Source organism: Micromonospora sp. NPDC051300 (assembly GCF_044455315.1).
In the GTDB taxonomy this organism is placed as follows: Bacteria; Actinomycetota; Actinomycetes; order Mycobacteriales; family Micromonosporaceae; genus Micromonospora; species Micromonospora robiginosa.
On the sequence record NZ_JBITEP010000011.1, the window covers coordinates 128,901 to 141,531 of the forward strand.

The 12,631-nt window shown below is 74.1% G+C and carries 14 protein-coding genes; 7 read left to right on the top strand and 7 right to left on the bottom strand.

Going from position 1 to position 12,631, the window contains the following annotated elements:
- Positions 1-7: 7 nt before the first annotated feature.
- Positions 8-862 carry an aldo/keto reductase gene (locus ACIA5A_RS15085; RefSeq protein WP_396761784.1) on the top strand — a complete coding sequence of 285 codons (855 nt, stop codon included), beginning with the start codon at positions 8-10 and terminating at the stop codon, positions 860-862.
- Positions 863-973: 111 nt separating this feature from the next.
- A complete protein-coding gene (locus tag ACIA5A_RS15090) occupies positions 974-1,957 on the top strand; it encodes an aldo/keto reductase (RefSeq protein ID WP_396761561.1) in 984 nt (327 codons plus the stop codon).
- 3 nt (positions 1,958-1,960) lie between these two features.
- Here the strand turns inward: ACIA5A_RS15090 and ACIA5A_RS15095 are convergent, their stop codons facing one another.
- Positions 1,961-2,461: a GNAT family N-acetyltransferase gene (locus ACIA5A_RS15095; protein ID WP_396761564.1), complete on the bottom strand. Its 501-nt coding sequence runs from the start codon at positions 2,459-2,461 to the stop codon at positions 1,961-1,963.
- A 102-nt stretch (positions 2,462-2,563) separates the two neighbouring features.
- Between ACIA5A_RS15095 and ACIA5A_RS15100 the strand changes: the two genes are divergently transcribed.
- The 3 genes from ACIA5A_RS15100 to ACIA5A_RS15110 are packed head-to-tail and all read left to right on the top strand — an operon-like array spanning position 2,564 to position 5,015.
- Positions 2,564-3,118 carry an NADPH-dependent FMN reductase gene (locus ACIA5A_RS15100; protein ID WP_396761567.1) on the top strand — a complete coding sequence of 185 codons (555 nt, stop codon included), beginning with the start codon at positions 2,564-2,566 and terminating at the stop codon, positions 3,116-3,118.
- Positions 3,119-3,147: 29 nt separating this feature from the next.
- On the top strand, positions 3,148-4,161 hold the full coding sequence (locus ACIA5A_RS15105) for an ATP-binding cassette domain-containing protein (protein ID WP_396761570.1): 1,014 nt from the start codon (positions 3,148-3,150) through the stop codon (positions 4,159-4,161).
- Positions 4,158-5,015, top strand: coding sequence for an ABC transporter permease (locus ACIA5A_RS15110; protein WP_396761573.1), 858 nt, complete (start codon positions 4,158-4,160; stop codon positions 5,013-5,015). The genes ACIA5A_RS15105 and ACIA5A_RS15110 overlap by 4 nt, the downstream gene beginning before the upstream one ends.
- A gap of 40 nt (positions 5,016-5,055) precedes the next feature.
- Here the strand turns inward: ACIA5A_RS15110 and ACIA5A_RS15115 are convergent, their stop codons facing one another.
- The 6 genes from ACIA5A_RS15115 to ACIA5A_RS15140 all read right to left on the bottom strand — a co-directional run bounded on the left by ACIA5A_RS15115 (position 5,056) and on the right by ACIA5A_RS15140 (position 11,033).
- Complete coding sequence (locus ACIA5A_RS15115; protein ID WP_396761576.1) at positions 5,056-8,334, bottom strand: ATP-binding protein; 3,279 nt, start codon at positions 8,332-8,334, stop codon at positions 5,056-5,058.
- A gap of 59 nt (positions 8,335-8,393) precedes the next feature.
- Positions 8,394-8,597: a hypothetical protein gene (locus tag ACIA5A_RS15120; RefSeq protein WP_396761579.1), complete on the bottom strand. Its 204-nt coding sequence runs from the start codon at positions 8,595-8,597 to the stop codon at positions 8,394-8,396.
- 59 nt (positions 8,598-8,656) lie between these two features.
- Positions 8,657-9,061, bottom strand: coding sequence for a hypothetical protein (locus tag ACIA5A_RS15125; protein WP_396761582.1), 405 nt, complete (start codon positions 9,059-9,061; stop codon positions 8,657-8,659).
- Positions 9,058-9,318, bottom strand: coding sequence for a hypothetical protein (locus tag ACIA5A_RS15130; RefSeq protein ID WP_181571903.1), 261 nt, complete (start codon positions 9,316-9,318; stop codon positions 9,058-9,060). Before ACIA5A_RS15130 ends, ACIA5A_RS15125 begins: the two co-directional genes overlap by 4 nt.
- Positions 9,319-9,331: 13 nt before the next feature.
- Positions 9,332-10,045 (bottom strand): hypothetical protein, encoded by a 714-nt coding sequence (locus ACIA5A_RS15135; RefSeq protein WP_396761586.1) that lies wholly within the window; start codon positions 10,043-10,045, stop codon positions 9,332-9,334.
- Positions 10,046-10,193: 148 nt separating this feature from the next.
- A complete protein-coding gene (locus ACIA5A_RS15140) occupies positions 10,194-11,033 on the bottom strand; it encodes a helix-turn-helix transcriptional regulator (RefSeq protein WP_396761589.1) in 840 nt (279 codons plus the stop codon).
- Between the two features lie 99 nt (positions 11,034-11,132).
- Between ACIA5A_RS15140 and ACIA5A_RS15145 the strand changes: the two genes are divergently transcribed.
- Together ACIA5A_RS15145 and ACIA5A_RS15150 are read left to right on the top strand one after the other, a co-directional pair.
- Positions 11,133-11,900 carry an SDR family oxidoreductase gene (locus ACIA5A_RS15145; protein ID WP_396761592.1) on the top strand — a complete coding sequence of 256 codons (768 nt, stop codon included), beginning with the start codon at positions 11,133-11,135 and terminating at the stop codon, positions 11,898-11,900.
- A 147-nt stretch (positions 11,901-12,047) separates the two neighbouring features.
- The gene (locus ACIA5A_RS15150; protein ID WP_396761595.1) at positions 12,048-12,614 is read left to right on the top strand and encodes a snapalysin family zinc-dependent metalloprotease; all 567 of its coding nucleotides are present in this window, start codon (positions 12,048-12,050) and stop codon (positions 12,612-12,614) included.
- The last annotated feature ends 17 nt before the right edge of the window (positions 12,615-12,631 follow it).

Below are 12,631 nucleotides of genomic sequence, written 5' to 3' on the forward strand. Positions count from 1 at the left end.
ACACGACATGGCCGCCAACAGCGTTCCGGACATCTCGCTCAACGACGGCAACTCCATCCCACAGCTCGGCTTCGGGGTGTTCCAGATCGAGCCCAGGGACACCGCGAAGGCGGTCGGCACGGCGCTGGAGACCGGCTACCGGCACATCGACACCGCCCAGATGTACGGCAACGAGGCCGAGGTGGGTCAGGCCGTCCGCGCCTCCGGGTTGGACCGGGGTGACATCTTCGTCACCAGCAAGCTGAACAACGGCTTCCACCGCCCGGACGACGCCCGCAAGGCGTTCGAGCAGTCGTTGCGGGAGATGAAGTTCGACTACCTCGACCTGTTCCTGATCCACTGGCCGCTGCCCACGCTCTACGACGGCGACTACGTCTCCACCTGGAAGGTGCTGGAGGAACTCCAGCGCGACGGCAGGGTGAAGTCGATCGGCGTGTCCAACTTCCAGGTCGCGCACCTGGAGCGGCTGGCCGGCGAGGCGGACGTGGTGCCGGCGGTGAACCAGATCGAGGCGCACCCCTACTTCGGCAACGAGGAGGTGCGCGCGTACGACCTGTCGCACAACATCCTCACCGAGGCGTGGTCACCGATCGCCCAGGGCAAGGTGCTCGACGACCCGACCGTGGTCGACCTCGCCGAGCAGGTCGGGCGGACCCCGGCCCAGGTGGTGCTGCGCTGGCACGTGCAGCGCGGCGACATCGTCTTCCCGAAGTCGATCACCCCGAAGCGGATCGAGGAGAACTTCGGCATCTTCGACTTCACGCTCGACGACACCGCGATGGAGCGGATCACCGCGCTGGGCAAGGGCGAGAACGGCCGGCAGGGCCCGAACCCGGACACGTTCGACTACGTACCGAGCTGACCCGACGCGCGCCGACGGGGTCCCGGGAGACCGGGGCCCTGTCGGCGCGGTTGACTTCGCGCGCACTCGAAGGGGCACGCTGGCCGCAACGCTCCGACGGGGAGGAACTCCATGCGCTACCGCACCATCGGCACCGACCCGACCACCCGCCGCGAGGTCAGCGTGCTCAGCCTCGGCGCGATGCTGTTCGGCACCGCCACCGACGAGGCCACCGCCTACGCCATCCTGGACCGCTACGTCGAAGCCGGCGGCACGTTCGTCGACACCTCCGACAACTACGCCTTTTGGGAGAACGGCGGGCAGGGCGGGGAGAGCGAGGAACTGCTCGGCCGGTGGCGGCGCAGCCACGGCGTCGGCGACGAGATCGTGTTCGCCACCAAGCTCGGCGCCCGCCCGCTCGCCCCCGGCACCAGCTTCCTGGACAACCCGGAGGGCCTGTCGGCGAAGGTGATCCGCGAGTCCGCCGAGCGCAGCCGGGAACGGCTCGGCGTCGACCGGATCGACCTGCTCTACGCCCACCTCGAGGACAAGACCGTCCCGCTGCGGGAGACCGTCGAGGGCTTCGCGGAACTGGTCGCCGAGGGCACCGTCGGGCTGCTGGGCGCGAGCAACCACCGCGCCTGGCGGGTGGAGCGGGCCCGGGGGATCGCCGCGGCGGCCGGGTTGCCCGGGTACGAGGTGCTGCAGTATCACCGCAGCTACCTGCCGCCACGGGTGGACCTGCCGAACGCGCTGGACCGGGACGGCGACGTCGGCTGGGTCGGCCCCGACCTGGCCAGCTATCTGCGGGCCGAGCCACAGCTCACCCTGGTCGCGTACTCACCGCTGCTCAGGGGCGCCTACGCGAAGCCGGAGCGGCTGGGTGACGCGTACGCGCTGCCCGGCACGCCGGCCCGGCTGGCGGCGCTGCGGGCGGTGGCCACCGAGACCGGCGCGACGGTCAACCAGGTGGTGCTGGCCTGGCTGCTGGGCGGCGACGTGCCGGCGATTCCGCTTGTCGGCTTCTCCTCGGTGGCGCAACTGGACGAGGCCCTGGCCGCGGTCGACCTGGAGCTGACCGCCGGGCAGCGGGCCACGCTGGACGGGGCGCACTGACCGTCAGCGGGTCAGGTCGATCCGCCAGTCGTTCGAGCGCATCAGGTGGCCCGGCGGGTATTCGAACTCCGTCTCGCCGAGCAGCGTGAAGCCGGCCCGGCGGCAGACCGCGTTGGACGCCGGGTTGTCCACCGACGGGTAGGCGTGCGCGTGGCGTCGGTCGCCGACAGCCGAGGCGGCCGCGACGACCCCGCGCACCGCCGCCGTCGCCAGCCCCCGACCCTGGTGCGCGGGGAGCACCGCCCAGCCCATCTCGTAGACCGGCTCGCCGTGCCAGTCGCGCGGCCAGAAACCGACGCTGCCGACCTTCGTGCCGTCCGGCGTGAGCACGGCGAACATGGTGCCGCTGCGCGGTCCCGGGCCGCGCAGGTAACGCTCGTGCCGGGCGCGGACCTGCTCGTCGGTCTCCGGGCCGCCGGTGTGCGCCCGCACCTCGGGGCTGTTCAGCGCGCGCAGCAGCGCCAGGTCGTCGGCGCTCCACCCGACGATGCGTACCTCGGTCATGCCGCCGATTCGATCAGAGACCCCCGACAGACGGCCCGCCAGATCTCTTCTGGCGGGCCGTCTGGCGCCTACCGGGTGAGGCCGGCAGCGAGGGAGGGTGACATGACGCCGTTACGGCTCGCCGTGATCATCGGCAGCACCCGCGAGGGGCGGGTCGGCGACCGGATCGGTCGCTGGTTCGCCGCGCAGGCCCGTCGCCGGGCCGGGCTCGTCGTGCACGAGCTGGACCTGGCCGGGTACGCGTTCCCGATCGCGCTGCCCGCCGAGCCCACGCCGGCCATGCGGGACTTCGTCCGGCAGGTGGCGGAGGCGGAGGCGTTCGTCGTGATCACCCCGGAGTACAACCACAGCTTCCCGGCCTCGTTGAAACAGGCGATCGACTTCGCGTACGACGAGTGGCAGGCCAAGCCGGTCGGCTTCGTCTCGTACGGCTGCCGGTCGGTCGGCCTGCACGCGGTCGACCAGCTCCGGACGGTCTTCACCGCGCTGCACGCGACGACCGTGCGGGACACCGTCGGCGTCGACCTGCTCGACGGCGAGCCCACCGGGCGCGACGAGGAACGGCTCGGGCAGGACGTCCGGGTGCTCCTCGACGAGTTGTGCTGGTGGGGCCTGGCGTTGCGCGAGGGTCGGGCGGCCCGCCCGTACGCCTGCTGAGAACCACAGACTTCAGAGAGGGATCAGACATGAGTAACCGGAACACCGGCCTGGCCGTCGAGGCCGACGGCCTGATCCGGTCGTTCGGCTCGACGAGGGCGCTCGACGGCCTGGACCTGCGCGTCCCCGCCGGCACCGTGTACGGGATGCTCGGGCCCAACGGCGCCGGCAAGACCACCGCCGTGCGGGTGCTGGCGACGCTGCTGCGTCCCGACGGCGGCACGGCCCGGGTCTTCGGCCACGACGTGGTGGCCGAGGCCGACGCGGTCCGCGCCCGGATGAGCCTGACCGGCCAGTACGCCTCACTGGACGAGGACCTGACCGGGGCGGAGAACCTGGTCCTGCTGGGCCGCCTGCTCGGGCTGGGCCGCCCGGCGGCGCGGGACCGGGCCGAGGCGTTGCTGGCCGCGTTCGGGCTGACCGAGGCGGCCGGCCGGCAGGTGAAGAAGTACTCCGGCGGGATGCGGCGGCGCATCGACATCGCGGCGAGCATCCTGAACACACCCGACCTGCTGTTCCTGGACGAGCCCACCACCGGGCTGGACCCGCGCAGCCGCAACCAGGTGTGGGAGATCGTCCGGGCGGTGGTGGCGCACGGCACCACGGTGCTGCTGACCACGCAGTATCTGGACGAGGCCGACCAGTTGGCCGGGCGGATCGCGGTGGTCGACCACGGCCGGGTGATCGCGGAGGGCACCCCGGGCGAGTTGAAGTCGTCGGTCGGCTCCGGCACCGTCCACGTGCGACTGCGCGACGCCGGTCAGCGGCCCCGCGCCGAGGAGGTGCTGCGGACCGCGCTGAACGTGCCGGTGCAGCTCGCGGCGGACCCGGTGGCGCTGACCGCCCGGGTCGGCGAGGACGGCACCGACCTGGAGGCCGGCGAGCAGGCCGCCCGCGCCCTCGGCGAGTTGGCCCGCGCCGGCATCGTGGTGGACGACTTCTCCCTCGGCCAGCCCAGCCTGGACGAGGTGTTCCTGGCCCTGACCGACCACCCGGCCGTCACGACCGACGAGCGGGACGACGAGCTGGAGGCGGCCCGATGAGCGACACCGCGACCACCACGACCGGACGGGCGCCGTCCGTCTACGTGCCGTCCACCGAGGCGCTGGCCACCGTGCTCGCGCCCGGGGAACGGCCGGCCCGGCCGAGCGCGCTGTCGGCGTCGTTGACGTTCGGCTGGCGGGCCGTGTTGAAGATCAAGCACGTGCCGGAGCAGCTCTTCGACGTGACCGCCTTCCCGATCATCATGGTGCTGATGTTCACCTACCTGTTCGGCGGCGCGCTCGCCGACAGCCCGCGGGCGTACCTGCAGTTCTTCCTGCCCGGCATCATGGTCACCAGCGTCGTGATGATCACCATGTACACCGGGGTCGGGTTGAACAACGACATCGAGAAGGGCGTCTTCGACAGGATCCGCACCCTGCCGGTGTGGCGGCCGGCGGCGCTGGTCGGAATGATCTTCGGTGACGTGCTGCGCTACATCCTGGCCGCCGTGGTCATCCTGGCCGTGGGGCTGGTGCTCGGGTTCCGTCCCGACGGCGGGCTGCCCGGCGTGCTCGCCGGGATCGGCCTGCTGGTGGTCTTCTCGTTCGCGTTCTCCTGGGTGTGGACGTTCTTCGGCCTGGTGCTGCGCAGCGAGAAGTCGGTGATGGGCGTCAGCATGATGGTGCTGTTCCCGTTGACGTTCCTGAGCAACGTCTTCGTCGAGCCGGCCACCATGCCCGGCTGGTTGCAGGCGTTCGTGAAGGTCAACCCGGTCACCCACCTGGTCGCCTCGGTGCGGGCCGCGATGGCCGGCTCCACGGACGCCACCAACACGATGTGGCTGCTGCTGTGGAGCGCCGGGTTCGTGGTGGTGTTCGGCACCCTCACCATGCGCCGCTACAACCGCCGCTGACCCCGCCCCCACCCCGTGCCCGCGCACGGGGTGGGGCGGCTCAGAGGCGCCAGCGGACGGGGGTGGGCGGGAGGTAGCGGCAGGTGCCGCCGGTGGTGATCGAGTCGCGCAGGTGGGCGGCGAGCGCCGGGTGCCGCTGCTCGATCCGCCGGAGCGTGTCCCGGATCCGGCCGGTCACCGCCTTGCGGGCCCGCTCGGCGGAGTCCCCGAGACGACGGGTGCGCCCGGCCAGCCCGGCGGCGGCCCGCAACTGGTCCAGCAGGGCGGCGCGTTCGGCGTCCAGGGCGGCCAGCCGCCGCTCGTCACCGCGTACCGCGGCCCGGTCGATCTCGTCGTCGAGCCGCCGCAGGTGCTGTCGGTAGCGGGCCTTCGCCTCGTCGTCGAGCACCGGGTCGGCGCCGAGCCGGCGGGCGGCGACCAGCTCCGCGCCGGCCGCCGGGTCCAGCAGCTCCACCGCGGGCACGTCGACACCCGGCCGGCTCAGCAGCAGCCGCAGGTCGTGCAGGCCCTTCGCGTCGGGCAGGTGCACCACGGTGCCCGCCCAGGCGAGCCGCCACACCGACCCGTCGAAGCAGAACTCGGGCCGGACTTCGACGGCGCGACCGGCCGCGCCCGCGTCGACCGCCCCGCCGGCAGTGACGGCGCCGACCGGCGGAGCCGGCGCGGGGGCGTCGACCACCGCCGTGCCGGGCGCGGCCGGCGACCCGCCCGCGCCCAGCCGCGCCACCACGTGCGCCATGCCCAGCTCCCGCGCCTCGGCCTCCGTCCGGGCCCGCAGCCGGGCCGCCTCGGCCGCGTCGCCCGGCCCGCCGCGCCCGGCCAGCGCGGTCACCAGCCCGGCCCGGGCGAGCACCGACCAGGGCCGGGCGTCGAGCCGGTCGGCCGCGTCCCGGGCCGCCGCGTAGCCGGCGACCGCGTCGTCCCACCTGCGCTCCGCGGCGTCCACCCCGGCCGACCAGAGCTCGACCGGGCCGCCGATGTCACAGCCGAACAGCGCGACCAGCCACCGCCCGCGGTGCGGCGCCAGGTCCGCGCGCACCTCGGCGCAACGACGGGGATCGCCGGACGCGGCCGCCGCCTGGGCCCGCAGCCGCAGCCACAGCGTCGACACCGGTCGGGGGTACGTCGTCCCGGCCGCCTCGATCCCGCCGACGAGCCGCAGCAGCGTCGCGGTGTCGCCGCGCTCGGCGGCGGTGATCGCGCGCAGCAGCTCCACGTGCGGGTGGTGGGCCGCTCCGGTCCGGCCGAGCAGGGCGTCGGCCTCGGTCAGGCGACCGCGCAGCAGCAGCACGGACCAGCGCAGGTGGTGACCCATGAAGGCGTGGTCGGAGTGCTCCCACTCGCCGTAGCCGTCCATCTCGGCGAAGTTCGCCTCGGCGGCGGCGAAGTCGCCCCGGAACGCGTCGATGATGCCGCTGTCGACGGACGCCGCCATCCGCTGCCGGGCCACGTCGCCCGCCCGGCAGCCGTCGACGAACGCCGCCAGCTCGTCCCGGTAACCCGGGTCGCCCAGCTCCAGCAGCGCCACCCACCGCAGCGACGTGGCCCACAGCTCGGTGTCCCGGTCGCCGCCGCGACGCGCCACCTCGCGGATCTCCGCGGTGACCACGGCCCGCTCCCGCGCGGTGCCCAACCCCCAGGTGGTGTCGTGGCGGGCCCACAGACTGAAGGTCAGCGCCTCGTCGTCGCGGCCGTGCCGGGCCAGCGTCTCGGTGGCCGTGATCAGGTCGGTGACCAGGGCAGGCGTGGACCGCTCCGGCTCGGGCGGGCCGATCAGCCGCGCGTACGCCTCCCGCACCAGCGCGTCGGCGTCGAGGCGGCGGCGGGTGGCCGAGTGCTGGCCGCGGGCGGTGAGCGCCACCCGGGCCAGCACGGCCGGCTCGTCCAGCTCGCGGGCGAGCGCGGCGGCGTCGACGAGCAACTGCTCGGCGTCGCCGGGCGTGCCGGCGTGGTGCAGCAGCCCGGCGAACTCCAGCAGCGTCCGCACCCGCCGGACCGGCTCGTCGGTGCGGGACAGCGCACGCCGGAAGTGGCGTACCGCCTCCTCCACCGCCAGCCGCCCGCCGGCGTCCCGGGCGGCGGCCACCAGCAGGTCGCCGGCGCGTCCCGGATCCAGGTCGGCTCCGGCGAGCCAGGCGTGCCGGGCCAACTCGGCCGGGATGAGCCGGCCGGCGAGCGCGTCGGAGCGGTCGACGGCCCGCACCACGGCGGCGTGCCGGGCGCGGCGCTCGCCCTCCGGGAGCCCGTCGTAGAGCGTCTCGCGGACCAGGTCGTGCACGAAGGTGAAGCGGCCGCCACCGCGGGCGAGCACCAGCCGGGCGGCGGCGGCCCGGTCGAGCAGCCGGTCCACCTGCGCGGCCGGACCGGGCAGGCAGGCGGCGAGCGTCTGCCTGTGGAACTCGCGGCCCAGCACGGCGGCCACGGTCAACGCCTCGACCACCGGGTCGGGCAGTTGGTCGAGCCGGCGGCGCACCGCCTCCCGTACGCCGGGGGCGATCGTGTCGGCCAGGCCGTCGGTGTGCCAGAGCCGGGCGGTCTGCTCGACGAAGAACGGGTTGCCGCCGGTGCGGCGGTGCACCTCGTCGACGAGGTCCGCGCCGGGCTCCCGGCCGGTGGTGCGGCTGATCAGGGCGGCCACCTCGTCGCGGCCCAGGCCGGTGAGCGTCACCGTGGTCGCCTTGGCGGTCAGCGGCAGCAGCAGCGGGCCCAGCCGGTGGTCGCCGGCCTCCACCTCGGCGTCGCGGTAGGTGCCGATCAGCAGCAGCCGCTCGAACCAGGTGTGCTGGGTGGCGAACTGGAGCAGCCGCAGCGACGCCGGGTCGGCCCAGTGCAGGTCGTCGAGGACCACCACGACCGGCCGGTGCTGGGCGACCGCGACCAGCGCGCTGGTCACCGCGTCGTGCCTGTCGAACTCGGCCCGCGCGCCGTCGTCGCCCGACGCCACCGCGTCGCCGTCGTCGGCCGGCCCACCGCTCGGGGTGCCCCCGGCGTGCTCGCCGAGCAGGGCCGCCAGCCCGGCGGCGGCCTCCCGGGCGGGCGCGGGGTCGCCGCCGGCTCGGGCCAGCCGGCGCAGCACCTGCACCCAGGGCCAGTAGTCGGGGGCGGTGTCGGAGTCCCAGCAGGCGGCGCCGAGCACCAGCGCCCCGCGCCGGCGGGCCTCGTCGGCGGCGGCCGAGACCATCGTGGTCTTGCCGATGCCCGGCTCGCCGGTGACCAGGACGAGGCCGCCGTGGCTGTCGACCACGCGGGTCACCTCGGCACGCAGCAGCCCGGCCGGGTGCTCCCGACCGATGATCCCCTCGCCGAACCGCGGCTCCATGACCTCCCGACGCTAGTGCACACCTCCGACAGGCCGGAACGCCATATTCGCGGCGGGGATCAGAGGCTGCCGCCTCCGCTACTGCGCAGATTGCTGCCGTCCGTCGGGTTGCGGTCGTCGTCGAGCCGGCGGCGGGCCTCGGCCGACGCCGCGAGGTCGCGAACCCGACCGCCCGGGTCGTCAGCGGTCCGCCGAAGGCGGCGCCAGGACGCGAGAGCCACCACGATGGCCACGACGACGACGAGGATGACGAACCACCGCATGACGTCCACCTCCACAGGTTCCGTGTCCCAGGCCCAGGGTGTACGGCGGGGTCAAGCGCTCAGCGCGCGTCGGTGACCACGTGCGCGCAGGCCGGGCAGGCGGCCGGGCCCTGCTCGGCGAACCACCGGCAGGTACGCCGGATCGCGCACTTCGGCAGCGACTCCTCGGCCGGCGGGGCGGTCTCCGCGTAGGAGGCGGCCATCCGGGCGCCCAGGCCGCAATGCGAGCCGGTCCAGAAGCCGCAGGACGAGGTGACGCAGGGGCCGGCGAGGCGGACCTGTGACTCGATCGGCCCGGCGGAGTCGTCGACCGTGGCGAGACCCACCTCGGCCGGTACGGCGGGCGTCACGTAGGCCACCCGGCCCGCCGGAGTGATCATGCCGAGGAACACCGTGGCGTTGGACGCCGGTGTGCTCGGGCACATCCGCTCCGACGGGCCGGCGGATCGGGCGGCGTCGGTCACCGCTGGATCCAGAACCCGATGTCGTTGATCTTCTGGCCGAGGTCCTGCGCGAGCTGGCCGTCGAGCACCCAGAGCCCGTACCACTCGGGGCGCAGCTTGATGTTGCCGTGGCCGAGGGTGAGCGGGTTGGCGAGCTTGGCGTCGGCGGTACGCAGGGCCGCCAGGCCGGCCTTCTGGATCTCGCCGGCGATCAGGGTCTGCTGGTCGGGGGTCAGGTCGACTCCGTCGACCACGAAGCGGAACTCGTTGCGGGCCATGTGCTACCTCCGGTCACTCGTACGATTCGGTGCCCAGCCCGCGACGCAGGCTGATCCGGGTGAAGGCCGCCCAGCCGGCGTGCGAGGCGGCGTCGGCGGGCTGTCCGGCGCGGGCGAGGGCCCGGCCGGCGTGCGCGGCCCAGCGTCCGGCGGTGGCCGCCGGGTCCGCCCACAGTTCGCGGCAGGCGGCGACCGCGAACGCGACCTGCTCGGGCGCGCCGGTGAAGCCGGCGGGTCCGTCGCCGATCCGGATCGTGCCGTCCGGGCGGGGTCGCACGCTCGGGAAGTGGTGGTGCAGGCTGGCCAGGGTGGCCAGGTGCGTGGCGTCGCGCCGGGCGGCGGCGAAGCCGGCGTGCAGCTCGTCGTCGCGGCGGTAGCGGATCGCGTGCAGCACCAGCGCGTCGCCGGCCGGCTCGATCCGGGCGACCAGGTGCGCCGGCGCGCTCCACGTGCGTGGCGAGTTCGCCGACCAGAACGCCAGCCAGGCGGTGAGCCGGGCGTGGAAGTCGGCCTGGACGCGGACCGCGGCGGCGGCGCCGTCGGGTGCGCGCAGCGCGGCGGCGCCGACCCGGTCGTGGGTGACGAGCGGTGCTCCGGTACGGGTCGGGGCCGCCGCCGCGGCGCCGGTGGTGGGCGCGACGGCCAGGCCGGTCAGGGTGACCGCCGAGGCCGCCGCCGCGCCGGCGAGGAGTCGCCGACGGTCGAGCGGGTGTCCGTTGTGGTTCATCGTCGGCCCTTCGTCCACGGCAGTGCACCGACGCTATCGACCGAGAGGGATCAGCAGAACACCATGCGTGACGGGAGGTTGACAGCAAAGCCGGGGATTCCCGGCGGCGTGAATGACCGTTCCTGTGCTCGGTTCACGTGCCGGACGCTCAGGCCGGGAAGCGCTCGTGCCCGAGCACCGCGAGCAGCCGCAGCTTCTCCGCGCCCTCGCTGCGCGGCGGCGCGGTGAGCACCAGCAGCGCCTGCGACTGGTCCTCGGTGAACAGCACCTGGCAGTCCAGCTCGATCGGGCCGAGTTCGGGGTGGATCAGCGTCTTGTGGTCGGCGAAGCGCTGCGCCACCTCGTGCCGGTCCCACAGCTCGGCGAACTCGGCGCTGGCCGCCCGCAACGCCCGCACCAGCTCGCCGGCGCGCGACCGGGGGCCCATCGAGCCGTACGCGGCGCGCAGGTTGGCGACCTGGGCGCGGCTCTGCCGGTCGTGGTCCTCGGCCGGGTAGCGCCACCGCTCGTCGGGCCGGGTGAACCAGCGGTAGACCTCGCTGCGGGCCAGCCCGGTGTGCCCGGAGCGGTCACCGAGCAGCGCGGCGGACATCCGGTTCTGCACAAGCGTCTCGCCCAGGTTCGACAGGATCAGCGCCGGCGTGTCCGCCAACCGGTCCAGCACCCGCAGCAGCGCCGGCGCGACGTGGGTGGCGGTGCCGACCGCCTCGGGCGGGCTGTGCCCGGCCACCCGGAACAGGTAGTCGCGCTCGTCGCCGGTCAACCGCAACGCCCGGGCCAGCCCGGCGAGCAGGTTCGGGCTGGGTTGCGGGCCGCGCCGCTGCTCCAGCCGGGTGTAGTAGTCGGTGGACATGGCGGCGAGCGCGGCGACCTCCTCCCGCCGCAGGCCGGGCGCCCGGCGGCGGGCGCCCTCCGGCAGCCCCACGTCGCCGGGGCGCAGCGCCTCCCGGCGGCGGCGGAGGAAGTCGGCGAGGGCGGCACGGTCCATGATCCGAGTATCCGCCGCGCGGCGGCGGGAACCAGGGATCGGCGATCCCCCGATCCCGGAACTCTGCACCGCTCCCGCCCACGGGCCCATGCTGGGGACATGGACATCTCCGGTAACACGATCTTCATTCCGGGCGCCACCAGCGGGATCGGCCTGGCGCTGGCGCTCGCCCTGCGGGACCGGGGCAACACGGTGATCGTCGGCGGGCGGCGTACCGAGCTGCTCGACGAGATCGCGGCGGCCCACCCGGGCCTGGACACCGTACCGATCGACACGACCGACCCGGCGAGCGTCACGGCGGCGGCGGAGACGGTGCTGGCCCGGCACCCGGACCTCAACGTCCTGGTCGCGATGGCCGGCGTCATGCGGGTCGAGGACTGGCGCTCGCCGGAGACGTTCCTCGCCTCGGCCGAGGAGGTGGTGACCACGAACGTGCTCGGCCCGATCCGGCTGATCGGCGCGTTCGTCGAGCACCTGACGAAGCGACCGGCCGCCACCATCGTCACCGTCTCGTCCGGCCTGGCGTTCGTGCCGCTGCGGGTCACGCCGAGCTACAACGCCTCGAAGGCGGCGATCCACATGCTCAGCGAGTCGATCCGGCTCCAGCTCGCCGAGACCGGCGTACGGGTGGTGGAGCTGGTGCCGCCGGCGGTGCGGACCGGCCTGCTGCCCGGGCAGGAGACCAGCGAGTTCGCCATGCCGCTTGACGAGTTCGTGGCGGAGGTGGTGACGCTGCTGGAGGCCCGGCCGGACGCCACCGAGATCCAGGTCGAGCGGGTGAAGTTCCTCCGGCACGCGGAGGCGCGCGGCGACTACGACGAGGTGGTCGCCACGTTGAACGCGGCCGACCCGCACGCCGCCACCTGAGCGCGCGCCGAGGCGACGTGTTAACAGGGGCCCCCGCCTATACCAAAGGCGTTAAGCGGGGGCCCCTCCTTCTCTCCGGGGCTTGATATCGATAGAAGGCTATCTATAGGCTGGCGGCGTTCCCCCTACCCCCAAGGAGCGTGAACCATGCGTACGCCGAAGCTGTCCCGGATCCTCGCCACCCTCGCGGCCGTGACGCTGACGGCGCTGGGCGCGGTCGCCGTCAACCCGGCACCGGCCTCCGCCGCGGTCCGCAACGTCTGCTACAACACCAGCCAGGCCGGCCCGTTCGCCAGCTACGCGGTGCAGGCGGCGTCGATCTGGAACAACTACACGAACAACATCAACATGGCCCAGTGCGGGTCGAACCTGATGATCTACTACACCTACGGCGGCGGGTCGTACGCCCAGCGCACCAGCCTCGGCAACGGCCGCGTGGTCATCGACTACTACCAGGCCCAGCAGTACTCGCCGCTGCGCATCATGACGCACGAGATCGGCCACATCCTCGGCCTGCCGGACAACTACAACGGCAACTGCGCCATCCTGATGTCCGGCGGCAGCGCCGGCACGAGCTGCACCAACCCCTACCCCAGCTCGGCCGAGGCCGCCCGGGTCGACTCGCTGTTCGGCTTCGCCGCCCGCAGCGCGACCCCCGCCCAGGTCTTCAGCGGTAGCTGGCCGGCCGCCACTGTGGTCGGCGCCGGTCGCTGACGACGCACCGGGGACGG

What these genes read in the sequence shown, in the direction of transcription:
- ACIA5A_RS15085 (WP_396761784.1), top strand. Translation starts at nt 8, where the DNA reads ATGGCCGCCAACAGCGTTCCGGACATCTCGCTCAACGACGGCAACTCC.
- ACIA5A_RS15090 (WP_396761561.1), top strand. Translation starts at nt 974, where the DNA reads ATGCGCTACCGCACCATCGGCACCGACCCGACCACCCGCCGCGAGGTC.
- ACIA5A_RS15095 (WP_396761564.1), bottom strand. Translation starts at nt 2,461, where the DNA reads ATGACCGAGGTACGCATCGTCGGGTGGAGCGCCGACGACCTGGCGCTG.
- ACIA5A_RS15100 (WP_396761567.1), top strand. Translation starts at nt 2,564, where the DNA reads ATGACGCCGTTACGGCTCGCCGTGATCATCGGCAGCACCCGCGAGGGG.
- ACIA5A_RS15105 (WP_396761570.1), top strand. Translation starts at nt 3,148, where the DNA reads ATGAGTAACCGGAACACCGGCCTGGCCGTCGAGGCCGACGGCCTGATC.
- ACIA5A_RS15110 (WP_396761573.1), top strand. Translation starts at nt 4,158, where the DNA reads ATGAGCGACACCGCGACCACCACGACCGGACGGGCGCCGTCCGTCTAC.
- ACIA5A_RS15115 (WP_396761576.1), bottom strand. Translation starts at nt 8,334, where the DNA reads ATGGAGCCGCGGTTCGGCGAGGGGATCATCGGTCGGGAGCACCCGGCC.
- ACIA5A_RS15120 (WP_396761579.1), bottom strand. Translation starts at nt 8,597, where the DNA reads ATGCGGTGGTTCGTCATCCTCGTCGTCGTCGTGGCCATCGTGGTGGCT.
- ACIA5A_RS15130 (WP_181571903.1), bottom strand. Translation starts at nt 9,318, where the DNA reads ATGGCCCGCAACGAGTTCCGCTTCGTGGTCGACGGAGTCGACCTGACC.
- ACIA5A_RS15135 (WP_396761586.1), bottom strand. Translation starts at nt 10,045, where the DNA reads ATGAACCACAACGGACACCCGCTCGACCGTCGGCGACTCCTCGCCGGC.
- ACIA5A_RS15140 (WP_396761589.1), bottom strand. Translation starts at nt 11,033, where the DNA reads ATGGACCGTGCCGCCCTCGCCGACTTCCTCCGCCGCCGCCGGGAGGCG.
- ACIA5A_RS15145 (WP_396761592.1), top strand. Translation starts at nt 11,133, where the DNA reads ATGGACATCTCCGGTAACACGATCTTCATTCCGGGCGCCACCAGCGGG.
- ACIA5A_RS15150 (WP_396761595.1), top strand. Translation starts at nt 12,048, where the DNA reads ATGCGTACGCCGAAGCTGTCCCGGATCCTCGCCACCCTCGCGGCCGTG.